The sequence below is a fragment of the Bacillus cereus group sp. Bce041 genome, from assembly GCF_052646455.1.
Genome location: NZ_JBQXON010000020.1, coordinates 29,163 through 54,796, shown reverse-complemented (window position 1 = coordinate 54,796; position 25,634 = coordinate 29,163). Strand labels below are relative to the sequence as shown.

Here is a 25,634-nt window from a genome sequence, read left to right as displayed (position 1 = left end):
CACTGCATGTGCATTAGGATATTGGTCCAGCATGTTTATTAAATCTTGTTTCGTATGCTTTCCTAGTTCAAAGAAAGGCGTAGTCGTTCCACCTGTTGTAATTGTTGTTCGGATGCTACCTCCTTGCTGTTTATTATAAAAATAAATCAGCCCCCCATTTGGAGATTGGATTGTGTTTACACCAGGTTTTAATGTAAATGATTTTATCTTAGAATCTTCTCTCCAAGAAGCATCATACGAATACGTTCCAATGTATGCTTGAATATCTTGATTACCTTCTACATTAATCGTTATTTGTTCATTTGGCTTTGCATATAAACCCGTTGGTTCATATGGACTAAATGCCATACTTTTTCTCTCCTGTTGTTTCAGTACCTCAACATCCCCTTTTCCTGGGACTGTAAATGTTCTATTTTCAGATTTGACTGACTTTTCACTTTGCAGTGATGTTGATATTTTTTTTTGCTGCTGCGTTTCCTCTGCAAAGACATCTGATGAAGAAGCCATTCCAGAAGCAATTATAGTTAATGTTGCAGTAGCTACAAGTATTCTTTTAGTTTTATGCTTTGATTTATTCCCCATAGTATCTCCCTCTCATTTCATTGATAAATTTAATAGTTTTGGTTTCTTTAGCATGCGCTTACGTGCAAAAGCAGTTCATGAACTTGTATTTATTACTTTTCACATAGCTCTCCCCTCCTTCTATTTATAATTATATTTAGATGTTATTTTATGACACATATTAATACAACTTTATAAAATATCAATCAATAATGAGCTTTTATGTTTTGATTTGGTATTCCTAACTATCTTATAAATCAAATAAATTACATAAAGGTATTCATTTTGTGTGAATAATACTTTAAATCAAATTATTTACAGATTAATAATTCACAAAAAATTAATATTATGTAAAATCCTATCAAGGAAATAAATACAAACTAATTTGTTATATATACATTGAAATCACTAAGACATTTACTATCATCCGAATAATTCATTCCTTTTTCTATTTCAGTTTAATTTTGTAAGTTATTAAGAGAAAAAAACGCTATCTTTTCCTAAGATTCCACAGAAAAGATAGCGTAGTTATTGATTTGAAATAAAGATTAACTGTTTATAAAAAAGACGCGATGTTTTGAATAAAGTCGCGACGTTTATAAAAAAGTTGCGATGTTTTGCCCCTTTGGATCTGTTTATCTAAAGGGGTGTTTTTATAGTGAAAAGTGAAAAGAAGATCTGAGCTGAAAGGCGGATTAAGGAACCGTTGAGTAGCAATAAAGTTACTCAACTAAAGGGCCAGTTTGTGGAGGATTTCAACAGGTTTTTTAGAGTTATTATTTAAAAAAGGATTTTGAAGTCTTTTGGTGAAAATTAAATATTAAATCTATAAAAGATAGAGGTTGTTGTGATGTTGAAACTGTTTCAATATAACTGGCAAGTTCGTGATGATTGGTTTACATTGTGCGAAGACATACCAGATGAAGAACTATTAAAGAAACGGGTCGGTGGGTTCGGCAGTATACTACATACCCTATTTCACATTGTAGATGTGGAATATATGTGGATCTTAGGTTTGCGAGGTGCACCAGTGCCTGAGGAGCCATTGTTTGAGGATTATGCTAGCTTACAAAAAGTGAAAAATCTTTCAGCTCAATACCATGAGAAAGTGAAGCCATTTGTAACATCTTGGACAAATGAAATGGATTCTCGGAAACTTTCAGAAACTGATTTCAATGAAGAACCGATTAGCTCTAGAGACGCACCAATCAGGCGCCGAGTCATTGAATGTACACACGGAGAGATCATACGTCATGTCATTGTCCACGAAATCCACCATATTGGCCAGTTATCTATATGGGCACGTGAAATAGGAAAGGAGCCTGTTTCCGCAAATCTGAGAGGAAGAGGGCTATTCGATAATTAGACTGCCTTTGCCAATTTCACAAACGGGCGCGATTGTTGAACAACATAGGTAGAAATGATCAAACTTTGTTATAAAAACCAAACTTAAATCTGCTGGGGAAGAATCCATTTTGATTAATCTTTTTCAAAATGGATTCTTTTTAATTATCGTAAAACTTTGGATTGCGAGGTATTTTTGATCAAACTTTATTTCACAGCTACAGTAGTTCTTATAATTTAAAATGATGGTTGAACTTTTGTATTCGATTTTAGGCAAACTATTTATTTTCATTTAAAAATTCAAGAACTTTATTAAAAGTTTCTCGCCCTGCTGGTGTGTTCATTTTAAATTGAAATTCATGAGCCAACTCACCAGAAACATTTCTATCAAAGAAGAGTTTTTCTGTAGGTACTCTCTTACTTTCTAACTCGGACGCTAATGCTTTGGCTTGATTTTCAAATGATGCAGTATTTCCATCTGTAATAAATGTTGGTGGATAATCCTTTGTAACGTGTTTAATGATAGAAGCAATTTCTATTTCAGGTAATGTTTCAAAATCCTTTTTCCCAAAGTAAGCCCAACCAGTGGTACGCATAAAATCTTGTACTTCTTTAGTTGTTTCCATTTTAGCTAATGCAGGCATATTATATGGACCACAAAATAGTAACGTACCTTTAATTGTAGCAGGCTCAACAACAGGATCAATTTTAGTTAACCTTGCATAATTGGCAGATGTTTGAATATTAACGAATTGTCCAGATATTTGTGCTCCAGCAGAATCTCCTGCAAAATAAACCTGTTCAAGTTTTAAATTATATTTCTTTGCATTTTCTTTTATATATTCATAAGCCTCACCAAGTTGGAATACTGGTGTAGGATATTTCATCTTAGGTGCAAGAGCATAATTTATATTTATTACTGCATAACCCTTAGCAGCCAATTCTACTGCATAACCAGTGATATCGGATTTATCCCCACCTACAAATCCACCCCCATGAACCCAAAAAATAACAGGTGTTTTGTCAGTATGGTTTTTCGGATAAATAATGTCTAACATACCATCGGGAAATTTAGAATTATAATTGATGTCCTTAACAATTTGTGTTTCTTTTAAAGCATTTTGATAATTATCCGATTGAACAAACATTCCACCTTCAAATGCTTTTTTTATGAGAAACGCTTTTGGAGTAGGTGAAAGGTTCCAATAACTAACTCCTGCAATAATCAATCCGAAAACAATCAAAAGAAATATTAATATTCTTTTTTTCCATACCCCTTTAAGATTTGACTGGTTTATTTTCATAAACACATACTCTCCATTCGTTTTTAGTAACTAACTATACAAGAAAATATATATATTTTTGCTTCCTGATGTGTATTTGTATACAAAAGGTTATTTGTTCTTATTGTGTACATGCTTTGTACTTTATATCTATTTGTTATTTCAAAATATCACCTTGATAGCGTTTAGATAGATTTCTTGCTCATAGATTTAAGAATTTTCACTATCCCAAAGGAAAAAATATAAGCGGATATTAACCAAACATCTTTTAAATATGGAATGTCCCTAAAAAACGAATCTATTTTGAAAATAGATTCGTTTTTTTACGTATAACATAAACTTTCAAGTTCTTTTGATTAAATTTTTTATAAAAAGAAAAGGTACATCCCAAATGAGAAGAATCCTACTTGTCCAAACATGTAGGTCGTGATAACCTTTGTCTCTGATATATCTCATTTATAGTTTGTTTAATTGACTATGTCTTTTAGAATACATAAAATATACTATTATCCCTATAAATAACCAAATACCGAAATAAACCCAAGTTTTTAAAGGTAAATTTACCATTAAGAATAAGCAACATGTTATTGAAATAATCGGTAAGATTGGTACCAGTGGTACCATGAAACCACGTTTTAAATTTGGATGTGTTTTACGAAGAATAATAACTGACACACCAACCATCGCAAATGTTAATAACGCTCCAATATTCGCTAAATTCGATAGTTCTTTTAAATCGATAAATCCAGCAATTAAAGCACTACCAATACCTGTTAACCAAGTTGAGAATACTGGTGCTTCTGTCTTCTTATTAATTTTCGCAAACGATTTTGGTAATAAACCGTCACGACTCATCGCAAAGAATACACGTGTTGTTGCATAAATGTAAGCGAAAATTACAGCCATAATACCAACTACAGCCCCAACTGCGATTATACCCGCTACTTTATCTTGTCCTACAACTTCTAATACGTAGGCCATTGCTTCTGGTACATCTAATTCCTTATAAGAAACCATACCAGTCATAACAAGACAAACTATAACATAAATAATTGTACAAATAACTAGCGAAGCAATAATACCAATCGGTAAATCACGTTGTGGATTCTTTACTTCTTCAGCAGACGTTGCTAATGCATCAAATCCTAAAAAGGCAAAAAATACTGCAGCTCCTCCGGCAAAGATTCCGCTTATACCATAAGGTGCAAACGGAATCCAGTTTTCTGGTTTTACGTAAAATATACCAACTGAAATGAATAAAACAACAATACCAATTTTTATTAATACCATTGCGTTATTCACTCGCTTACTTTCTTTCGTGCCTTTTGATAATAACCAAGTTAATAACAAAGTAATGATTACTGCTGGTAAGTTAACAATTCCACCTTGTGTTGGAATTGTTAAAAGTGATTTTGGTATCTCAATCCCAAACCCGTTTACTAAGTTGTGAAAATAGCCTGTCCATCCACCCGCTACTGCGGCAGTTGTCACTATATATACAGACAATAAAGTCCATCCCATTAAGTGGGCTACAAACTCACCAATCGTCGCATATGAATAGGTGTATACACTACCCGAGACTGGAAGAGAAGATGCGATTTCCGCATAACATAGGGCTGCAAACCCACAAACAATTGCGGCAATCATAAATGAAAAAATAACTGCTGGACCCGCATCTCTTGCGGCTACTAATCCAGTTAATACAAGTACTCCTGTACCAATTATTGCACCTATCCCTAGCATGGTAAGGTCAAATGCGCCCAACGTTTTTGTCAAAGTCTTACTTTTACTATCTTCTAACAATTTCCTTACTGATTTTTTCCTAAATAAGTTGGCCATAACACACGCCTCCTTTTATTTAAAAAGGAGCTAAGATATCGTCTCCTAGCTCCCCTTAAGTAAAATAATTTTATTTTATAAGATTATTGAATCGTTATTTTACCTCATTGGCAACAAAGAAATGCTCACATACAGTTGAAATACGTTTTAAATCCACATTGCCACCTGAAATAACCGCTACTACTTTTTTACCCTGTACATATTTATCAACTTTGCCTGCAAGAAGAGCGGCTGTGGCTAATGCTCCCGCACCTTCTACAACAGCCTTTCCTCGTTGCAATAAGTCTTTCATCGCTACTTCTAATTCTTCTTCCGATACAGTTACAATGTCATCTACTAGGTCTTTTACAATTTCAAAGGTTAAATTCCCTGGTATTTTTACTGCACAACCATCCGCTATTGTTGGTGCTTCATAATGTTCTAAAATTCTCCCCGCGTCATAAGAAGCTTTCATTCCATGAACATTATCTGCTTGAACCCCAATAATATTAATGGAAGGATTAAATGATTTCAGTGCTACAGCAATCCCTGAAATAATTCCTCCTCCACCAATAGGTACAATAACAGTATCAACATCCCACATATCATCCAGAATATCTAACCCAATTGTCCCTTGGCCAGCCATTACTTCTACATCATCATATGGATGTAGGTATGTTTCGCCTGTTTCTTTTATAATTTCTTCACATTTTGCCTTTGCATCATCAAATGTATCACCGTATAAAATAACTTCAGAACCATATCCTCTCGTCGCATCCACTTTAGCTTGCGGTGCAGAGGTTGGCATCACAATTTTACTTTTGATTCCAAGTAAATGAGAAGATAATGCGACACCTTGTGCATGATTTCCAGCTGAGCAGGCGATTACACCACGTTCTTTTTCTTCATTTGTAAGTTGAGAAATTTTATTAAATGCACCACGAAACTTGAACGAGCCTGTTAACTGCATGTTTTCCAACTTTAAATAAATTTCTCCACCGGTTTTACTAGTTAAATAGAAAGATTTAACCAAAGGGGTTTTTCGGGCATTTACATCAAGAATTTCTTTGGCTTTTTTAATGTCAGTGATATCTAACAATACGTTTTTGGTAATCATACTAACACTTCTTTCAATTGTTTAAAGTCCAAACCTAGCGTCATACCTAAATTTTCGTAGGTAATATTACCTTTATATACATTTACCCCAGATGCTAATGATGATTTATTTTGAATTGCATTTTCTAATCCATCTTTAGAAATTGCTAGTAAATACTCAATATTTCCATTTGCCAAAGCCATAGTTGAAGTACGTGGGGTGGCACCAGGCATATTTGGTACTGCATAATGAATTACGTCATGTTTAATAAATACAGGATTATCATGAGTTGTATAATGATCAATAGTTTCTACTGTACCACCTTGATCTATTGCGATATCCACAATGACACTTCCTGGCTTCATAGATTGAACCATATACTCTTTAACAATTTTAGGAGGGCGAGATCCTGGTATTAAAATTGTTGAAATAAATAAATCTGCTTCTTTAATCGTTCGCTCTAGATTTTCAGTATTAGATTCAATTATATTTACTTCTTCTGTTGCGTATTGCTTTCTTAAATATGCAATTCTTTCTTGATTAACCTCTAGGATTGTAACACTACATCCAATTCCAATTGCCATATCACAAGCATTAGTTGCAGCATTCCCTCCACCTAGGATTACAACTTTTCCGGCTGGGATTCCCTCAATACCTGATAATAAAATCCCTTCTCCTTGATGTTGTTTCTCTAAATAATAAGCTCCCATAAATACCGCACGTCTTCCAGCAATTGCACTCATAGGTTTTAATAATGCTAAATTTCCATCCTCACTAATAGTTTCACCAGCAATCGCAGTAGTTCCAGCTTTTCTCATCGCTTCCACACACTCTTTCGACGCAGCCAGATGTAAAAAGCCCCATACAATTAGATCCTTTTTAAAGTAATGGTATTCTGCAGGTAGTGGTTCTTTTACCTTTACTACCATATCAACATCCCATGCCTTGCCTTGATTTACTATGCTTGCTCCTGCATTTATATATTCATCATTTGTATAACCAGAACCTAATCCAGCATCTTTTTGTACTAAAACTTCATTTCCAGCTGAAACTAATTTTTGAACATTTTCTGGAGTCATCCCTACACGAGCTTCCCCTTTTTTTATCTCTTTCACTACGCCAATTTTCATATCTACACATCCTTTTTTAGAGTGAGTTATAAATTAAATTAATTATTGTCAGATAAATATAAGATTCAAAATATTCATCCTTAAAATATTTTTCAAATATAATTTAATTTATAACATTGGATTGCACCTACAAGATACCATTAATAAAAATAACAGGTCAACAGTTTTGTGAAACATTTCACAAAACGTTTTATTTAGTTGATTTTCTATATTTTATATCGAAAATATGATTGAACCCCTCAATACTTTGTGATATTCTTCACAAGAATATATCTTCTCTTTTGAATTTCAATTTATTATTTTATTATATCACAATATTAAAATACCTCATCTATTCTTATTATTCATATAACAGAAATCTCGTTATTAACTTCATGTTTCGGGTTAAATTAAAGAATTTCTTTTAATGTATAATTCATGGAATTTTACTCACCTCAAATTATGTGAAGATTTTCACATAATTTGAGGCGAAATTAAACTTTCTTTACTTGTACGTTTAATTTCCTTTTTATTTAGTATCTGAAATCTATTCAAATTCTCTAGATGGTAAGGATGAGGGGCGGCTATTTGTATGGATACAGGATATACTATCAAATAATTTAACAAACAAGATAAAGAATTCATAAGAGAATTTATATATTTTTCTAATTGGGAGTGATTATTTTGTCACAACAACAACTAAAAAAGGATATTGGTTTCTTTGCAGCATTAACCACAGTTATTGGTACCGTTATCGGCGCCGGAGTATTTTTCAAGCCCACTGCATTATATGGTGTAACAGGAACAGCTAGCCTAGGATTACTTGCATGGGTAATTGGTGGTATCTTAACCGTTTGCGCAGGACTAACTGCTGCTGAACTATCTGCCGCTATTCCTGAAACGGGGGGAATGATGGCATATTTAAAGAGGACTTATGGAAACTTAACTGCTTTCTTGCTTGGCTGGGCACAAACTGTCATATACTTCCCTGCAAATATTGCAGCTCTTGCTATTATTTTCGGGACACAAACGGTTAGTTTATTTGGCCTAAATGTTAATGAACACAAAATGCTAATTATCGCAATTGCAATTATCACAGCAACATTTGTAACTCTTATGAACTTTTTAGGAGCTAAAGCGGCTGGCGGTATCCAAATGGCTTCGACTATATGTAAATTGCTTCCACTAGCATTAATTATCATTTTTGGTTTACTACACAAAAGTGACGTTACTTTTCAGCTTTTTCCAATTGAGGCAGGGCCAAACAAATCTATGATATCTGCACTTGGATCTGGTTTACTCGCAACGATGTTCGCCTATGATGGCTGGATTCATGTAGGGAACATTGCTGGAGAAATGAAAAACCCTAAAAAAGACTTACCTAAAGCAATCGTATTAGGATTATCAACAGTAATGGTTGTGTATTTATTAATTAATGTCGCGTTCCTAATGGTCATGTCTGCAACATCACTCGCAGGTACTGATACACCAGCCTCTCAAGTAGCTACAATCCTTTTTGGGGCTATGGGAGGAAAACTAGTTACCATCGGTATTTTAATTTCCGTATTTGGAACGATTAATGGTTATATTATGACGGGAATGCGAATTCCTTATGCCATGGCTATTGAGAACAAATTACCATTTAGTAAATGGTTTGCTACTTTATCTAAAAATAGTCGTGTCCCTTATAATTCTGGTCTATTTATGCTATTTATTTCAATTATTATGATGGCCGTCGGCGGATTCAATACTCTTACTGATATGTTGGTATTTGTAATATGGATATTCTACACAATGACATTCCTTGCTGTATTCATCTTACGAAAAAGGGAACCCGAACTTGTGCGACCTTATAAAGTTCCATTGTATCCTTTTATACCATTAGTTGCTATTATTGGCGGATTGTTCATTGTTATTAATACCTTATTCACTCAACCTCTGCTAGCTTTATGTGGAATAGGTCTAACTGCACTCGGCCTCCCTATTTATTACACTATGCGTAAAAAGGGACAATTTGGTTTAGAAAATCATAACGAGTAGACCAGTCTTTCTTAAAGATGTGATACAAAATTTTATGATTAGATTGCAATTAATAAATAGTATATTTTACTTCTTTATCCTTCTAAAAGATACATTAGTCTAACAAATAATAAACAAGGAGAACCCTTTTTGGGTTCTCCTTGTTTATTATTTGCCAGTGTTCTAGTTCTTTACCCTAAGTTAATTTACGCTTTATCCATGTTGCATTTCTACCTTTAGAAACTAATTTAATGTATCCCTGTGAATTTAAAGCGTGTAATGTTTTATTTATAGTACTTTCACTTATATCTGGATACATGTTTCGAATTTTTTCTTTAGTAAAAGGATTATCTTGTTTGTCTATGTATTTTTCAATTCTTTTTCTTTTAGTATGAGTGCTAATACAATTTTTTATTACACAATATAATTCTTTATATGCAATTAAAACAATATCTAAAAAAATTTTCATCCAGAAAACTACATTATGATCGCCTTGATACCAGTGAGCTGCAGATTTATACAGAGCATCATAATAATCTGATTCATATTCTTTGAAATATTTATCTATACATGTATATTTTACAAATGTAAATCCACTTTCAATTAATAACCATTGAATTAATATTTTTGCTAACTTGCCATTCCCTTTATTAAATGGATAAATACATAGGAAATTTAAGATAAATTGAGGAATTAGTAGGAGCGGATGAAAATTCCCTTTAGCCCTTAATGCATTATATTGTTCGCATAGATGATACAAATATTGCGGAACCATATCATATAAAACAACTGTACGTAATTTAAATTGATCTTTTAACTTTGGAATAGAAGATAATACAAGTTCGCTTTTTCTCCAATTACCACTTTCAGAAGTTGAATAATTCATTAATTGGAAGTGCAATTCTTGAATTGTTTGCGGTTTAATAGGTAATTTGTGGTTTTCTTTTTGCACAAGTTCTAATGTTTTGCAATAACAAAATAAAGCGTCCTCTTCCAATGTTTGAGGGCTAGCATGATGATCAACTAATTTTTTTAACTGTTTATTTGAGAATGTAAAATTTTCATATATATTAGGAAAAGTTTTAATATATTGCAGTGATATACTCTTTTCCAAAAGATTAAATATCTCTGGTTTTTGAGTTTGATATGCTGATATTGCTCCTTTATATTCACTGATTTTACTTATAATATTTATTAGTTCTCTTTTAAATTCTAAATTTGTATATTTTTCTTCAAAGAAATTTCTCATCTCGTTCCCTCCTATCCCTAAGGTTTATTATCAACTTTGTATGCTCCATTATCCCCCTAATTTTCACATTACCTACTGTATGCTCGTTATTTTATAAACGTCCAATAAGAATGTAATCAAACGATAGCCAGATGCACATAGAAATCATTCTCTTCCATAAATGTATGTAATTTAATAGATTTCTAATGTTTATTAACAAATAAAAAGGCACTTCCTTAAACTTCTAAAAAAGTGCTTTTTATTTAATCAAATATATCTGTCTTTAGTGACTTAAAGGAAACTATGCACAAAAGGTATCAACATTTTGTGAAAATCATAACATATTTAGCTATAAATAATTATGTCGCTTCTAAAAACGTTCAATCTTAATATGTTATGAACTAATGTCGTACAGAATCTTAATTTCTTAATAATGTTTATAAAATGATTCTTTACAAGATGAAAGTACTTTATTACTATTTAAACAAACATTTTTTCTATACTATTTGCTTTCAGAGTATATTAGATTAGGTACCTTTAAACTGTTGCTAAGTATTTATATATTCGACATAATGTTATACGATAAATTCATCTTCTAGTATTGGTGACATGGTATCTTTTAATGTATGTACAGAATGATTAAAGTTAAACTTTTCTTCCGCATTTAACTCAATTTCTATAATTTCTCGAATACCTTCGCGATTAATAACAGCAGGAACTCCTATATATACATCATTATGACCATATTCATTTTCAAGGTATGCAGATACTGTTAATACACTATTTTCATGATGTAGAATTGCCTTTGTTATACGTAATAAAGACATTCCAATTCCATAACAGGTCGCTCCCTTACGTTCAATTATATGATAGGCCGCATCACGTGAACGAACAAAAATTTCGTCTAAGTCACTTTGATTATACTGACTTTTATTTTCTAAAATGGTTTGTAGCTTTTGAACGCCAACTGACACATGACTCCAAACCGGAAGCTCCGTATCACCATGTTCACCAATTATATAAGCATGAACATTATGAGGATCGATCTCAAAATATTCTCCTAACATGTAACGGAAACGTGCAGAATCAAGTGTTGTACCTGAACCAATTACGCGTTCTTTCGGCAACCCAGATTCTTTCCAAGTTACATATGTTAAAATGTCCACTGGATTTGTTGCAATTAAGAAAATACCATCGAATCCGCTTGACATAACATTACGTATAATTTCTTTAAAAATCTTAGTATTTTTTTCAACTAAGTCTAAACGTGTTTCACCTGGTCTCTGTGGTAATCCAGCTGTAATTACAACTATTTGCGCATCTTTACAGTCCTCACAGCTACCCTTCCAAACTTTTGTTGGTGATGGTGAAAAAGGAATTGCGTGACTTAAATCCATTGCTTCTCCTTCTGCTCTTGCTTCATTTACATCTACAAGAACGAATTCTTCTGCCAACCCCTGATTAATCATACAATATGCATAACTACACCCTACAGCCCCTGTACCAATTAAAACCACACGATTAATATTTTTGTTCATTTATAGATCCCTCACTATTTTTGTTTATTATGTTTTTGTACATTTCCGTTATTCTAATAAAAAAGAGATTTAATTAATTTTGAATGAGCAAGTAATAAACTCAAAATACATTTATGTTAAATACCAAATAGTTAAACTTAAATTCCTTTTCATATGTATTTCCAGCAAATATTGCTCCAACATTATTTCTTATTTAACTCAAAAATATATTATGTATAGCTTCACTAGATAAGATAATTTTTCTTTATCTACATTCCAAAGATTCATTGATATTCTGTGAAAAGTCTAGTTTATACATCTAGTTAAACAAAAATGTTAACGCTTACATTTTTGTTAAGATTCATTAACTAATTATCACTTCTCATAATAACATTCATGCTTATATTATCTTCATTCAAATCTAATTACTGCAAATTTTAATTTTGTATATCGAAGGTTATCTCACCTATTTTAGCAATCCCCCCCTAAAAGCACTTCTATACCAAACAAACTTTTTCAAAATTCATTTTCTAATAAACCTCCCACTAATTTTTTAGAGTTTTCTGTAATAAATTCGACATGTGATCTTGCATTTTATATTAACAAATTTAAGTCACATAAGTTGTGAATGTTTTTTGTATATTTCCCTTCCCTTATATGTCTAACAAAAACAAATAATATATTTTATAAAAGAAAAAAATATATTTAAAAAGATTATTAAAACGGTATTTCCAGCTAATTAGGCCAACTGATATAAAAATAACCTTCAAAATAATTATGTTATTTTTATACGAAAAAGATTATATTAGTAGCTCAAATTTTTATTTGTGTTTGTAATGGGATGTTTTCCTCACATTGAGATTCAACTAAATCGCCCTTCTCTTCAGAGGTAGGGTTGTTTTGGGTTATATAATGATATACCATGCCAACAAATACAGATCCACCAATAATATTTCCAATTGTAACTGGAATTAAATTATAAATAGCCCCACTAAAAGAAATTGTATTAGGATGTGGAGATATCAGGGAGATTGCAAATAGCGATAAATTTGCAATACTATGTTCATATCCAGATAAAAAGAAAGTAAAAACCAATAACATCATAACAATTATTTTTGCTGTATCCCCTTTTACTTGAGAAGGAAGGAAGCATGCTAGACAAACAAGCCAATTACATAGAATAGCTTTGAAAAATAGCTGTATTGTCGGAGTATTCATTTTTACTTCAACAACATTACTTATCAAATGTTCATATTCAATTTGATCAAAAATACCAGTACCATAAAATAATAATGCAAAAAATATTGCACCTACCAGATTACCTAAAAAACAAGCACCCCAATTACGACAAGTATCTAAGACCGTTGTTTTTTTTTGTAAGGTCGAAATTGTAAAATACATTGTATTCCCAGTAAATAATTCCGCTCCACCATATATTATTAATATAAGTGCAATTCCAAAAAATAAAGAAGCACTTAAATAAGTTGCAGGTGAATTTACAACGTGAAAAAAATCCCCTAATTTAAAACATAATACTATAATAAATCCAATATAGATGCCAGCTAGTAATGCACGAACAAAATATTGTATTGGGTTTATATCTAATATTTGTTTCTTCTTTTGTGCAAGTTTTATAGCATCAGCTATCCCTTGTTCTAACATAAAATTACACACTCCTTTAGTTCATGGTTATTATAAATAATCCTAAGAATAAACTACATGTTTCAATATTCACTTTCAAGATTTTGTTCAATATTTCACAAAATAAACATACTCACTTTACGAAATGATTCAAATGATGTGCAATCTGCTATATTCACTAAATCCTAGAAGGTGCATAATACACGAATATACCTAGTCAATATAGAATAAAAGAATAATTAATCTGGTATAAAAAGTTTTAATTTATCATGTTTAGGAAAAGCACTTCATCTTAATTTTTACTTGTATAGTGACGCATCAGGAAATTAATTATATTTATACAAAAAACTTTAATTTTAGGTACAGTGTGTTTATATGCGTTACTCTTTAAAAATTGAAGAAATACTACTATCAGCAAACATATTCAACATTTTCCATCTGAAATATCTTAGTAACATTTTTAAAATTTGCCTCTAACCTATGAGTTTAATGGGATCATCTTTGTATCTCATTACCCGAATAAAGATAATTTGTGACATATTTTAAAATAAACTATATATCAAGCAATCTGCTTTTTAAAATTGTTATAATATGAACGAACATCATTGCTCAACACTTCACAATCAAAAAGGAGAAATTGATATGAGAAAACGAAAACGCTTAGTAATAATCGGTAATAGTATATCTAGTTTACGCTGTATTGAACAGATTTTAATACAAAATCCTAATATGTATAGCATTTCTATTTTCAGTGATGAACTCTATCCTCTCTACAATCAAATAAACACTATTCCATTACAATTAGATATTAAAAATAGAATACAAAAGCAATATAATTGGTACAAACAACATAATATTAAGCTTTTTACAAACGAAAAGGTAATAGAAATTGATCGTGAGGACGAGGTCATTGTTACAGATAAACGCCGTATTGTTTTCTACGATAAACTCATCATTGCAACAGGATCTACTGCTTTTATTTTTCCCGTTAAAGGACTGCAATTATTTGGAGTAAATAAACTTAGAACAACTGAAGAAATCCAATTTCTATTAAATATTAAGAAGCATGCAAAGAAAGCTATTATTATTGGCAATGGCATGCTCGGTCTAAAAATTGCACAAAAATTATTTGATTTTGGAATAGACGTCCACGTAGTTCATTTCAGTTCACACTTAATGGCAAAACAAGATATCTTGGATTGTTCATCACTATGTAACAAGCTAAAAGCAAAAGGAATTCAATTTCTCATGGAAAAAAACACGGTTAAAATACTAGGTACAGAATACGCAGAGGGGATTCAATTCGAAGATGGCACTATTAAAAAATATGATTTAATTGTAATACCTATTGGTAGGCGACCTAATACACATTTAGCAGAAAAAGCTGGCTTACATGTTAAACGTGGCATAGTTGTTAATAAGTATATGCAAACAAATGATAAATTAATTTATGCAATTGGTGAATGCACTGAACACAATGGGATTACATTAGGATTTCCAGCCCCCCTCCACGCACAAGCTACTGTATTAGCCGAGCATATAACGAATGTATAGACAAATACTCTTTTTGCATAATTTCTTAGTTAATTAAAACTAATTCTTTATAACTTTTATCTAAAAAACTCTTCTTAATAATTGTTTAAGAAGAGTTTTAATCCTTTGAAAACGAATTAAAGAGAACACTTTAATATTGACACATTTGCAACCCCATTACGTACTAAATTAAAGTATCAATTTAATTAAGGAGACATACTAAAATGCAACGACACAAAAATATTTATCTATTAATTATTTTATGCACGGTATTATGTATAATAACTCTAGTCCATAAAGGTGAAAATAATAGCGCTAAAAATACAACATATGAGATAGATAAACTTGTTAAACTCGATAAAAAAAAATCATATTCTAAAAAGAATAATCCTTTAGAAGTCCCTTTGATTCTACAAAATCCAGAATTAGAACGTGGATGCGAAGTTACAAGTTTAGCAATGCTTTTAAACTTTAACGGGCTATCCGTTGATAAATTAGAGTTAGCTGAAAATATTAAATATGTACCTTTTCAAAACAATGGATTTATGGGGAATATGGACGAAGGATTTGTTGGAGATATGTATGACATAGATATGCCTGGTTTAGGTGTGCATATTAAACCGATTTTAGAGTTAGCCAAATTATACATATCAGAGAATTGTATTATAGATTTAACCGGAAGTAATCCCGAGGATTTATATAAAGCAATTGACAAAGAACACCCTGTTTGGATTTTAACAAACGCAAGCTTTCGCAAACTACCTGATTATGAATTTCGTAATTGGAAAACAAATATGGGTGAGAGACAGGTCACATACCGTCAACATAGTGTTTTATTAACTGGATACACCGATCAATATGTATACATTAATGATCCATTAGATACGGAAAAAAATAAAACAATTGATAAGAAGGATTTTGAAGAAGCATGGGTTCAATTAGGCAGACAAGCCCTAACTATCATTCCTTAAAAAACACAAGCTGTAAGTAGAGATAAACTGTAAATTACTAATTTATCATTATATAATTATTATATAATAATACCTAGTTTATACGAGAATCAATACCGCTCAATTATATATTTTAAAGGACACACCTTTACCATTGGAGTAGTACGTAAGGTGTGTCCCTCACATAAATCAAAAATATAAGATAAAATATTTAAATACTATTATTGTTGTATTGAACTACCCCCACTTTCACTTCGTTTAGAAGTGAGGGATTCCTAAGTAAAGAGTTCTATCGAACTTCTAGTTGATTAGGCTAACCCCGCAGTCCTTGCGGTTAGAAGCCTTATCGCTTCATTCTTTAGATTGATACTTGCGTTAATATCCCTATCATGGTGTGTACGGCAAGAAGGACAGTCCCATTCACGTAGGTTTAAATTTTTAATGTCTTTATTTTGATATCCACAACAAGAACATAATTGGCTGGAAGCAAATGTTTTGGATACGACAATGACTTGTTTGCCATACCATTTTGCTTTGTATTCCAACATTGATCGAAATTGTGACCAAGATACCTCACTAATTGCTTTTGCTAACTTATGATTCTTTAACATATTCGATACTTGCAAATCCTCTATACCGATAACATCGTGGTTTTTGATGATTTCAGTTGAAATTTTGTCCAAGTAATCTTTTCTAGTATTTGATATGTATTCATGAATTATAGCTACCTTTACTCGTTGTTTATTCCAGCGAGAAGATCCTTTCATTCTTCTAGAAAGAACACGCTGTGCTTTCGCCAACTTATCTTCTAATGATCGGAAAAACTTCGGATTTTCATAGTGTGTCCCATCTGACAAAATAGCGAAATCTTTTAGTCCTACATCTATTCCAATATAAGAATGTGTTTTCGGAAGTTCTTGTACTTCTGTTTCAACTAATAGTGACACAAAATATCTACCAGAAGGGTTCTGTCTAACTGTAGCATTTACAATACGCCCCTCTACTTCGCGACTTTTGGCAAATCGAACAAGGCCTAGTTTCGGCAACTTTATTTTGTTCCCTACAACGGCAATGTTTTCATTTGTTTGTTTTGTGGTATAAGATTGTACGTTGTTCTTCTTAGATTTAAAGCGCGGTGCGCTGTTTTGTTTTTTGAAAAAGCGTGTATAAGCATCCGCAAGGTTGCGAATAGACGACTGAATCGCAATACTATCCACTTCTTTTAGCCAAACAAGCTCTTTCTTCATGGCAGGTAGTTTGGCAGAGCATGTACCATATGTTAAACCTTTTCCAGTCTCTTTGTATGCGTAATTCCATAGGGATAGGAAATGATTGAATACAAAGCGAGAACAACCTATTGTTTTGTTAATTAGAATTGTTTGTGCTTGATTTGGATAGATACGAAACTTATAGGCTTTATTAATTATCATTTGATTCACCTCCATTTCGGTATATGACCATCATATACCGAACGTACATTCGATAGATAGTGAAGTAACACTTTATGTATGTCGAACAATTAAGATGGCCTTCTGCCATCCCTTGTTCGAAGCCAATTCATCTCCCACCTACTCACTTCGCGTTCCTTGAGGAAGGAGTCTTCTTGGCTAAAATGATAAAATATAAAAATGTTATAGTCGCTATTATCAATATATTTTTATCGACTGTTTTCATTGTGAAGTAATAACTTATAATGCCCCCTATACAAAACAAAAGAATTGCACATACATCATTTAATAAGGCTCGTTCATTTTTTTTGCTAGAAAAATAAATGTTTATACAAAAAAACGGGAGCATAATAATAGAAAAGTAAACTATACGCCATTCATAACTAAGAGCAATAGCTGTACATATACAAGCCTCACCAAAGTAAAGAAAAAAATAATATAAATAATACTTCTTTCGCGGCTGTTTTACATACATTAATAAGGGATATGTAGCTAAATACATAAAAAACCACGCTAAAAAAAGAGGTATATGATACCATGTCCATTTACCAGTTAAAATACCTAAAACAAATGGAATAAGCAGCATTCCCCAAGCTCCATGCTGCTTTGGAATAATTAACTTCATTCTTCCACACCTCACATTTAATTTTTTATCAAAATGTTACGTAAGAATGATAATAAGTAGCATATATATCATTAAATTTATAGATAAAAAACTTTACCAGTGAGAGAATCCCCCCACTGGTAATCATACTCCACCAATTTAGGGAATACGCATCCCAAATAGTAAAATATAATGAATTTCTCATACTCACTCTTCTCTTATAAGATAAACTATGTTTTTAAAAAATACTGTGAGTGAAATCACTGCATTCTATTTTTATACCTTTTATTTTATAAAATAAAACATTGTTCAGTGTGTTTTTACTCTCTATTGATATCCTCACTCTTTGAACCTAAAACAAAAGAATTTTTATCTATAAATAATTGAATCATTCTATATCTTTTCATTTTTTATGAGCAAGGTAATACGATAAACTTCTAGATTTAGTCTCTTCTAAAAAGAAAAGATTACATACTTCATTTATTAGTACCATTGCAGAAACGCACTGTATATAGTATCATTTATCGATGTTAGATACTATATATTGAGCAGGAGTGAATTTGATGAACAACTCAGACAATGTAAAACAGCAAAAAAATACTTTATGGACAACTTTTGATAAAATTATAAACAGTAACGATCAAGACTTAATGCAAGAAAATGCAAATGTTGATGGTCGATCTCCAATGGGAATGATGGGAACATTTGCATCAGAGAGCGCAAAACTTTATGTAAGGGAACATTTGCTTTCTAAACAAGTAAAAAAAGCTATTAATCAAAATATTTTATACCCACACGATTTAGATTTTTATGCAACAGGAACAACCACGTGTTCACAAATCCCTTTAGCACAATTGCTGAAAAAAGGGTTCCACACTGGACATGGCCATATGAGACAACCACAAGATATTAAAAGTGCATTAGCACTCTCGTCTATTATTCTTCAAGCTAATCAAAATATGCAGCATGGTGGGCAATCTCTTGCCATGTTTGATATAGATTTAGCACCCTATGTGAGGAAAACATTTGAAAAAAACAAAAAAAAGTTAATAGACTATCCGCTAACAAAGGAACAAATCGAAGTGTTTGCATGGAAAGAAACAGAAAACGATACATATCAAGCATGTGAGGCATTTATTCATAATTCCAATAGTATGCATAGCCGTGGTGGTGGACAAGTTCCGTTTATTTCAATTAATTACGGAACGGACACATCAAAGGAAGGAAGGCTATTAATTAAACAATTACTACAGGCAACACAAGCGGGATTAGGAAAAAGCGAAACACCTATTTTCCCCATTCAAATTTTCAAATTAAAAAAAGGCGTAAATTTTGAAGAAAAAGATCCAAATTATGATTTATTTGAACTTGCATTAGAAACAACAGCGAAACGATTGTTCCCTAACTTTTCATTTTTAGATGCGCCATTTAATGCAGCGTATTATAATGGGCACCCAGAAAGTGAAGTATGTTATATGGGGTGTCGTACTCGTGTGATGTCTAATATTCATGGTGAGGAGACAGCAATTGGCAGAGGAAATTTATCATTTACATCTATTAATCTAGTAAAATTAGCTTTAATAAATGATTCAAAAGAGGGATTTTTCAAATCTTTAAATCATTATATCAAACTTGGCATTCGTCAATTGCTAGAAAGATATTCTTATCAATGCACAAAAAAAGCAAGAGATTTTCAATTCCTATATTCACAAGGGATTTGGCGCAATGGAGAAAAACTACAACCAGAAGATTCAGTTACTGAGATTTTAAAGCAAGGAACATTGAGCCTTGGTTTTATTGGACTCGCGGAATGCTTGGTTGCCTTAACAGGAAAACACCATGGGGAAGATAAAGATTCATGGCAACTTGGAAAAGAAATTGTTACCTTTATGAGAAATAAGATGGACCAAGCATCAGAAGAGCATTGCTTGAATTTCACCTTAATTGCAACTCCTGCCGAGGGACTATCAGGGAAGTTCATCAAAAAGGATCGTGCTGAGTTTGGAACTATTACAGGTGTAACCGATCATGATTACTATACAAATTCATTTCATATTCCAGTTTATTATCCTATTCAAGCAATTAATAAAATACGTTTAGAAGGACCGTTTCATGCTCTTTGCAACGGTGGTCATATTACGTATATTGAACTAGATGGGGCGGCAGCACATAATCTAATGGCTTTAAAACAGATTGTTCAAGCAATGGCACAGTATGAAGTAGGATATGGTTCAATTAATCATCCGGTGGATCGTTGTAAATGTTGTGACTATAATGGAGTTATTGAAAATGAATGCCCCAGCTGTGGAAATATAGAAGACCATCATATTGAAAGAATTCGCCGTATTACTGGATATCTTGTGGGGGACATGTCAAAATGGAACAATGCAAAGCGTAGTGAAGAAGCAGATCGTGTGAAACATAAATGAAGGTAATGAATATTATTCATGATAGTGTAGTAGATGGTGAAGGGTTACGGACAGTTGTGTTTTTTGCCGGTTGTCCGCATCATTGTTTAGGTTGCCATAACCCCAAATCATGGAATCTTTATAATGGGACCGAGATGAGTGTGAAAGAAATTATAAAAGAAATTTTCAAAAACCCTCTAACTGATGTAACATTTTCAGGGGGTGACCCATTTTTTCAAGCTATCGAGGTCAAAGAAGTTGCAAAAGCTGTAAAAAGTTTAAACAAAAATCTTTGGATTTACACTGGCTATACACTAGAAGAGATACAGAATTCACAAAACAAAGATATGATTGAGCTGTTACATTATGGGGATGTTTTAGTTGATGGAAGATTTGAAATCGAAAAAAGAGATTTGACTCTTCCATTTCGCGGAAGCTCAAATCAACGTATTATACGCCTAAAATAAATATAATTCCCTTGCTTTTTTCGATTATTCGTTATCACTAATCCAATATTTATGAGCAGAAAGTATTTACTCATAAATATTGGAAATACACAATAAAAAAATTTATAAAAAGGGACATGCTCAATTCTTACACTTTTTTTGCAATGCTCTTGGAACATATACACAAAAAGGTTCGCTTTCCATGTAATCCCCCGTCATCGCAAATGCCCTAGAACGAGATCCCCCACAAACATATCGAAACTCACAAACACCGCATTTGCCTTTATAATTGTCTGGATTACGAAGGCTTTGAAAAACAGGAGAGTTTCGATAAATTTCAGCTATCGGTGTTGATTTAATATTCCCGGTTTTAATCGGCAATAGCCCACTTGGGTATACATCTCCAATATGAGAAATAAATACAACTCCATTTCCATCATTTACTCCTTTTGGAGCGCGTCCAAATTCATTAAATCCTTCCGTCATCCCTTCCATCAGTACATCTCTATATTGAATAATTTGATCTATCTTTTTAATTCCCTTCATTTTTTCTTGAAGAACAACGCGTCTATAGTGCTGAGCAGCTGTGGTTTTTATATCAAAAGAAACAGTTCTACTTAGCTGGTATAGCCAGCGGAACACTCTTTCATGTTGAATTGGTGAAATCATATCTTTCTCTTTACCACGTCCTGTTGGGACTAAGAAAAATACACTCCACAACACACAATCTAATTCTTCTACTAAATTTGCCATATCTTTAAGTACACTCAAATTATAATTAGAAACAACTGTATTAATTTGAATAGGGATTTTTAATTCATTTAAATGATGAATTGCATCCATTGTTAATTTAAATGACCCCTCTGTTCCTCTAAAATGATCGTGTACTTCAGCTGTTGGTCCATCTATACTAAATGCCCATCTAGCAATCCCAACATCTTTTGCTTTTTTAATCGCTTCTTTAGTAACTTTTGGAGTAGCACTGGGTGTCATGGAAACCCGAATACCTTTCTTCACCGCGTATTCAGCAATATCATATATATCCGAACGCATTAATGGATCCCCACCAGTAAAAACCAGCATCGGATTATCCATTTCATATATATCATCAATTAGTTTTTTTCCTTCTTCTAATGTTAACTCAAAAGGATCACGATAATGCTGAGCTTCAGCACGACAATGTAGACATTTTAATTCACATGCTCTTGTTAACTCCCATATTACAATAAATGGGTTTTTATTATAATCACGATTTATCAAAAAGAAAGCCTCCCATCAACTTACATACTATATTGTAAAATTATATGTGCATTTATGTTGTGAGATTTATCACGCATAAGTTTTTAGCATTTAAAAATCCCTCACCAAAATAGATGAAATTAAGATAAAAAAGCACTCACCTATAAATAGGAGAGTGCTTTTTATTTTAAAAATATCTTAAATATTTATATTTTATTTCTTTTTTATATAAATTCGATTTACTTATTGTTTCTATTAGATTTCATCAAATCATATATTAATAAATCCAATTCTCTACTATAACAAATTACCTTTTCATGAGTGAATCCATACTGCTTAACAAGCGATATTAATTCCTCTTTTTTTCAATTACTTGATTTAATTTCTTATAGTTAGACATAGTTTTTGTACACTCCCGTCTCACCTACATACAGGTCATCTAGGCAGCATTTTTGTTAGATGTTCTATTTAAAACACAGCTATTTATAATATATATTTCCCCTTAACACCCATATACAATACATTTACAAATATCAAATACAAAATCTATGAACTTAAAAAGTTATACCTACTTAACTTATTACACACCTTTATATGCTTGTTTATATACTTCTTTTAATTCTGAAATCAATGGAAGTTTCGGATTTGCTGGTGTACATTGATCTTCAAATGCTCTTTCTGATAAGACATCCACAACATTTTCAAATGCTTCTTGTTTTACTCCTTGTCCTGCAATACTCATATTAATATTCAATTTTTTTCCAAGGCTGATAATTGCTTGCACAAGAGATTCTACCCCTTCTTCCACTGTACTTGCTGGCAGCCCCAATGTTCTTGCAATATATGCATAACGTTCATCTGCCACAAAATGCTCATATTTTGGGAACAATGCATGTTTTCTCGGCTTAATAGCATTATAGCGAATTACATGCGGCATTAAGATTGCGTTAGCGCGTCCATGTGGAATGTGAAATTCTGGTCCAAGCTTATGCGCCAAACTATGATTAATACCAAGAAATGCATTTGCAAAAGCCATACCTGCAATTGCAGAAGCATTATGCATTTTCTCACGTGCTTCTTCATCATTTCCATTTTTATATGCTCTCGGTAAATATTTAAATACTAGATCAATGGCTTTTAAAGCCAATCCATCTGTATAGTCATTTGCCATAATAGACACGTATGCTTCAATTGCATGTGTTAACACATCCATTCCAGTGTCTGCTGTTACATGAGGTGGCACTGTCATTACAAACTGTGGATCAATAATCGCTACATCTGGTGTTAATTCATAATCAGCAAGTGGATATTTTATATTGTTTTTTTTATCTGTAATAACCGCGAATGGTGTCACTTCTGACCCTGTTCCTGATGTTGTTGGAATCGCAACAAATTGTGCTTTTTGCCCTAGTGTTGGAAATTTACATGTACGTTTTCTAATATCTAAAAACTTTTGTTTGATTCCAAAGAATTTTGTTTCTGGATATTCATAAAATAGCCACATTCCTTTTGCTGCATCCATTGCTGAACCTCCGCCCAATGCAATAATTACATCAGGTTTGAAGCTTCTCATCATCTCAGCACCCTTGAATACTGTTTCATCTGATGGATCTGGTTCTACCTCTGAGAAAACACCTACTTTTACATCATTTAAATGCTGTTGTAAGTAATGTGTAACTGTGTCCACATATCCCAGTTCTACCATTCCTGGATCCGTTACAATGAATGCTCGTGAAATGTTTGGCATCTTAGCTAAATATTGTGTCGCATGTTTTTCAAAAAAAACCTTAGGTGGTAATTTGAACCATTGCATATTATTTTTTCTATTCGCCAAACGCTTTACATTTATTAAATGTGTAGCTGTTACGTTTTGAGAAACAGAATTTTTACCGTATGATCCACAACCTAATGTTAAAGATGGAATAAATGCGTTATATATATCACCAATCCCACCTTGTGCTGATGGTGAATTTACAATAAGGCGACAAGCTTTCATTCTTAAACCAAATTGTTTTTGTACTTCTTTATTTGTAGAATGAATAACCGCTGAATGCCCTAAGCCACCTAAATTTAACATTTCTTCACAGTATTTAAATCCTTCTTCTTGTGAATTTGCTTTGATACAAGCTAATACTGGGCTCAATTTTTCACGTGATAGTGGATATTCTGTACCCACTCCCTTAATTTCAGCTACAAGTATTTTTGTATCTTCTGGTACCTTAATGCCTACTAATGATGCAATATAATGTGCTGATTTCCCAACGATATCACTATTTACTGCACATGTATTTTCATTAATAACAAGCTTCTCTAGTTTTATTCTCTCTTCTTCGGTAACAAAATAACAATTGTTGTCTTGCATTTCTTTTTTTACACTATTATAGATTTCTTTATCTACAATGATTGCTTGTTCAGAAGCACAAATCATACCATTATCAAATGTTTTTGATAAAATTAAATCATTTACAGCTCGTTTTACATGTGCTGATTTCTCTAAATAACAAGGTACATTCCCAGGTCCTACCCCTAAGGCCGGTTTCCCTGTAGAATATGCTGATTTCACCATTCCAGCACCCCCGGTTGCAAGAACAAGTGCAACCCCCTCATGGTTCATTAATCTTTTTGTTGCCTCAACAGAAGGTTTTTCGATCCATTGAATGCAATTCTCCGGTGCCCCTGCCTTAATTGCAGCATCTCTTAAAATTTTAGCCGCTGCAACAGAGCATTGCTGAGCAGATGGATGAAAAGCGAAAATAATTGGATTTCGTGTTTTCATTGCAATAATTGCTTTAAACATAGTTGTTGAAGTAGGATTCGTTACTGGTGTCACACCAGCAACTACACCTACTGGTTCGGCAATTTCGATGACTTCTTCATGTGGATCTTCATGAATAATTCCTACAGTCTTATCTTTTTTTATGCTATGCCAAATATATTCAGTCGCAAATATGTTCTTTGTACATTTATCCTCATACACACCTCGACCAGTTTCCTCAACCGCCATTTTTGCTAATGGCATATGTTGATCTAATCCAGATAGTGCCATTTCATGAACAATATGATCTACTTGCTCTTGCGTATAAGATTCCAGTGCTTTTAGTGCTTCTTTTCCATTTTCAACTAAAGTATTAACAACTTCTTGTACATCATTTTCATCTTTAATTACTACGTTGACCATTGCTTGTACTTCTTTTTCATCTGTCTTGTTTGTCATATTAAAGCCTCCAGATCACTATAAAAATAGATTTAAAATGTTGGAACTTATTGTTTTCATCTTGCCTATTAAGTAAAAGTTTAAAACATGTGAAGTATTTCACAAATAATAATATGAAATTTTCAACTACTCCTACTATACATGAAATGACTATTTTTTATTGTGTATTTTTTGTG

General features: G+C 32.5%; 17 protein-coding genes and 2 pseudogenes. 6 read left to right on the top strand and 13 right to left on the bottom strand.

Annotation, left to right across the window (positions count from 1 at the left end; genetic code table 11):
* Positions 1 to 582, bottom strand: a 582-nt coding sequence (locus tag ACUN13_RS29295; RefSeq protein ID WP_445424081.1) for a M60 family peptidase N-terminal accessory domain-containing protein, incomplete at its 3' end; no start/stop codon positions are given.
* 829 nt (positions 583 to 1,411) lie between these two features.
* Here ACUN13_RS29295 and ACUN13_RS29290 point away from each other — a divergent pair.
* The gene (locus ACUN13_RS29290; RefSeq protein WP_000915546.1) at positions 1,412 to 1,927 is read left to right on the top strand and encodes a DinB family protein; all 516 of its coding nucleotides are present in this window, start codon (positions 1,412 to 1,414) and stop codon (positions 1,925 to 1,927) included.
* Between the two features lie 256 nt (positions 1,928 to 2,183).
* On the opposite strand, the gene ACUN13_RS29285 is transcribed toward ACUN13_RS29290, so the two are convergent.
* From ACUN13_RS29285 to ald, 4 genes are all read right to left on the bottom strand, one after another.
* Positions 2,184 to 3,209, bottom strand: a complete 1,026-nt coding sequence (locus tag ACUN13_RS29285) for an alpha/beta hydrolase (protein WP_088345056.1) — start codon at positions 3,207 to 3,209, stop codon at positions 2,184 to 2,186.
* Between the two features lie 435 nt (positions 3,210 to 3,644).
* Positions 3,645 to 5,027, bottom strand: a complete 1,383-nt coding sequence (locus ACUN13_RS29280) for an amino acid permease (protein WP_088345054.1) — start codon at positions 5,025 to 5,027, stop codon at positions 3,645 to 3,647.
* A 94-nt stretch (positions 5,028 to 5,121) separates the two neighbouring features.
* Positions 5,122 to 6,123, bottom strand: a complete 1,002-nt coding sequence (gene tdcB, locus ACUN13_RS29275) for a bifunctional threonine ammonia-lyase/L-serine ammonia-lyase TdcB (protein ID WP_000628980.1) — start codon at positions 6,121 to 6,123, stop codon at positions 5,122 to 5,124.
* Positions 6,120 to 7,232: an alanine dehydrogenase gene (ald, locus tag ACUN13_RS29270; RefSeq protein ID WP_341723342.1), complete on the bottom strand. Its 1,113-nt coding sequence runs from the start codon at positions 7,230 to 7,232 to the stop codon at positions 6,120 to 6,122. The genes tdcB and ald overlap by 4 nt, the downstream gene beginning before the upstream one ends.
* A 663-nt stretch (positions 7,233 to 7,895) precedes the next feature.
* On the opposite strand from ald, the gene ACUN13_RS29265 reads away from it, so the two are divergent.
* Positions 7,896 to 9,251 carry an APC family permease gene (locus tag ACUN13_RS29265; protein ID WP_087964769.1) on the top strand — a complete coding sequence of 452 codons (1,356 nt, stop codon included), beginning with the start codon at positions 7,896 to 7,898 and terminating at the stop codon, positions 9,249 to 9,251.
* Between the two features lie 175 nt (positions 9,252 to 9,426).
* Here ACUN13_RS29265 and ACUN13_RS29260 read toward each other — a convergent pair whose 3' ends face one another.
* The 3 genes from ACUN13_RS29260 to ACUN13_RS29250 form a co-directional block, all read right to left on the bottom strand.
* Entirely contained in the window at positions 9,427 to 10,479 is a 1,053-nt protein-coding gene (locus ACUN13_RS29260; RefSeq protein WP_088346171.1) for a Fic family protein, read from the bottom strand.
* A 554-nt stretch (positions 10,480 to 11,033) separates the two neighbouring features.
* Positions 11,034 to 11,996, bottom strand: a complete 963-nt coding sequence (locus tag ACUN13_RS29255) for an L-lactate dehydrogenase (protein WP_445424080.1) — start codon at positions 11,994 to 11,996, stop codon at positions 11,034 to 11,036.
* Positions 11,997 to 12,788: 792 nt separating this feature from the next.
* Positions 12,789 to 13,637: a formate/nitrite transporter family protein gene (locus ACUN13_RS29250; RefSeq protein ID WP_341723343.1), complete on the bottom strand. Its 849-nt coding sequence runs from the start codon at positions 13,635 to 13,637 to the stop codon at positions 12,789 to 12,791.
* 621 nt (positions 13,638 to 14,258) lie between these two features.
* Between ACUN13_RS29250 and ACUN13_RS29245 the strand changes: the two genes are divergently transcribed.
* Complete coding sequence (locus ACUN13_RS29245) at positions 14,259 to 15,170, top strand: FAD-dependent oxidoreductase (RefSeq protein WP_445424079.1); 912 nt, start codon at positions 14,259 to 14,261, stop codon at positions 15,168 to 15,170.
* A gap of 203 nt (positions 15,171 to 15,373) precedes the next feature.
* The gene (locus ACUN13_RS29240; protein WP_088346179.1) at positions 15,374 to 16,120 is read left to right on the top strand and encodes a C39 family peptidase; all 747 of its coding nucleotides are present in this window, start codon (positions 15,374 to 15,376) and stop codon (positions 16,118 to 16,120) included.
* Positions 16,121 to 16,407: 287 nt separating this feature from the next.
* Here ACUN13_RS29240 and tnpB read toward each other — a convergent pair whose 3' ends face one another.
* Entirely contained in the window at positions 16,408 to 17,529 is a 1,122-nt protein-coding gene (tnpB, locus tag ACUN13_RS29235) for an IS200/IS605 family element RNA-guided endonuclease TnpB (protein ID WP_445424078.1), read from the bottom strand.
* Between the two features lie 154 nt (positions 17,530 to 17,683).
* Positions 17,684 to 18,172, bottom strand: a pseudogene (locus ACUN13_RS29230) (YwiC-like family protein); the annotation flags it as partial.
* 542 nt (positions 18,173 to 18,714) lie between these two features.
* Here ACUN13_RS29230 and ACUN13_RS29225 point away from each other — a divergent pair.
* Together ACUN13_RS29225 and nrdG are read left to right on the top strand one after the other, a co-directional pair.
* Entirely contained in the window at positions 18,715 to 20,580 is a 1,866-nt protein-coding gene (locus ACUN13_RS29225) for an anaerobic ribonucleoside triphosphate reductase (protein WP_341723346.1), read from the top strand.
* Complete coding sequence (gene nrdG / locus ACUN13_RS29220; protein WP_341723347.1) at positions 20,577 to 21,026, top strand: anaerobic ribonucleoside-triphosphate reductase activating protein; 450 nt, start codon at positions 20,577 to 20,579, stop codon at positions 21,024 to 21,026. The genes ACUN13_RS29225 and nrdG overlap by 4 nt, the downstream gene beginning before the upstream one ends.
* Before the next feature lie 120 nt (positions 21,027 to 21,146).
* Here nrdG and ACUN13_RS29215 read toward each other — a convergent pair whose 3' ends face one another.
* The 3 genes and pseudogenes from ACUN13_RS29215 to adhE form a co-directional block, all read right to left on the bottom strand.
* Positions 21,147 to 22,265 (bottom strand): TIGR04053 family radical SAM/SPASM domain-containing protein, encoded by a 1,119-nt coding sequence (locus ACUN13_RS29215; RefSeq protein ID WP_341723348.1) that lies wholly within the window; start codon positions 22,263 to 22,265, stop codon positions 21,147 to 21,149.
* A gap of 218 nt (positions 22,266 to 22,483) precedes the next feature.
* A pseudogene (locus ACUN13_RS29210) lies at positions 22,484 to 22,644 on the bottom strand (Spo0E family sporulation regulatory protein-aspartic acid phosphatase).
* Positions 22,645 to 22,824: 180 nt separating this feature from the next.
* On the bottom strand, positions 22,825 to 25,422 hold the full coding sequence (gene adhE / locus ACUN13_RS29205) for a bifunctional acetaldehyde-CoA/alcohol dehydrogenase (protein ID WP_341723415.1): 2,598 nt from the start codon (positions 25,420 to 25,422) through the stop codon (positions 22,825 to 22,827).
* Between the last annotated feature and the right edge of the window lie 212 nt (positions 25,423 to 25,634).

Bases quoted from the DNA above. Each gene is read 5' to 3' on its own strand.
- ACUN13_RS29290 (WP_000915546.1), top strand. From the start codon at position 1,412: ATGTTGAAACTGTTTCAATATAACTGGCAAGTTCGTGATGATTGGTTT.
- ACUN13_RS29285 (WP_088345056.1), bottom strand. From the start codon at position 3,209: ATGAAAATAAACCAGTCAAATCTTAAAGGGGTATGGAAAAAAAGAATA.
- ACUN13_RS29280 (WP_088345054.1), bottom strand. From the start codon at position 5,027: ATGGCCAACTTATTTAGGAAAAAATCAGTAAGGAAATTGTTAGAAGAT.
- tdcB (WP_000628980.1), bottom strand. From the start codon at position 6,123: ATGATTACCAAAAACGTATTGTTAGATATCACTGACATTAAAAAAGCC.
- ald (WP_341723342.1), bottom strand. From the start codon at position 7,232: ATGAAAATTGGCGTAGTGAAAGAGATAAAAAAAGGGGAAGCTCGTGTA.
- ACUN13_RS29260 (WP_088346171.1), bottom strand. From the start codon at position 10,479: ATGAGAAATTTCTTTGAAGAAAAATATACAAATTTAGAATTTAAAAGA.
- ACUN13_RS29255 (WP_445424080.1), bottom strand. From the start codon at position 11,996: ATGAACAAAAATATTAATCGTGTGGTTTTAATTGGTACAGGGGCTGTA.
- ACUN13_RS29250 (WP_341723343.1), bottom strand. From the start codon at position 13,637: ATGTTAGAACAAGGGATAGCTGATGCTATAAAACTTGCACAAAAGAAG.
- ACUN13_RS29245 (WP_445424079.1), top strand. From the start codon at position 14,259: ATGAGAAAACGAAAACGCTTAGTAATAATCGGTAATAGTATATCTAGT.
- ACUN13_RS29240 (WP_088346179.1), top strand. From the start codon at position 15,374: ATGCAACGACACAAAAATATTTATCTATTAATTATTTTATGCACGGTA.
- tnpB (WP_445424078.1), bottom strand. From the start codon at position 17,529: ATGATAATTAATAAAGCCTATAAGTTTCGTATCTATCCAAATCAAGCA.
- ACUN13_RS29225 (WP_341723346.1), top strand. From the start codon at position 18,715: ATGAACAACTCAGACAATGTAAAACAGCAAAAAAATACTTTATGGACA.
- nrdG (WP_341723347.1), top strand. From the start codon at position 20,577: ATGAAGGTAATGAATATTATTCATGATAGTGTAGTAGATGGTGAAGGG.
- adhE (WP_341723415.1), bottom strand. From the start codon at position 25,422: ATGGTCAACGTAGTAATTAAAGATGAAAATGATGTACAAGAAGTTGTT.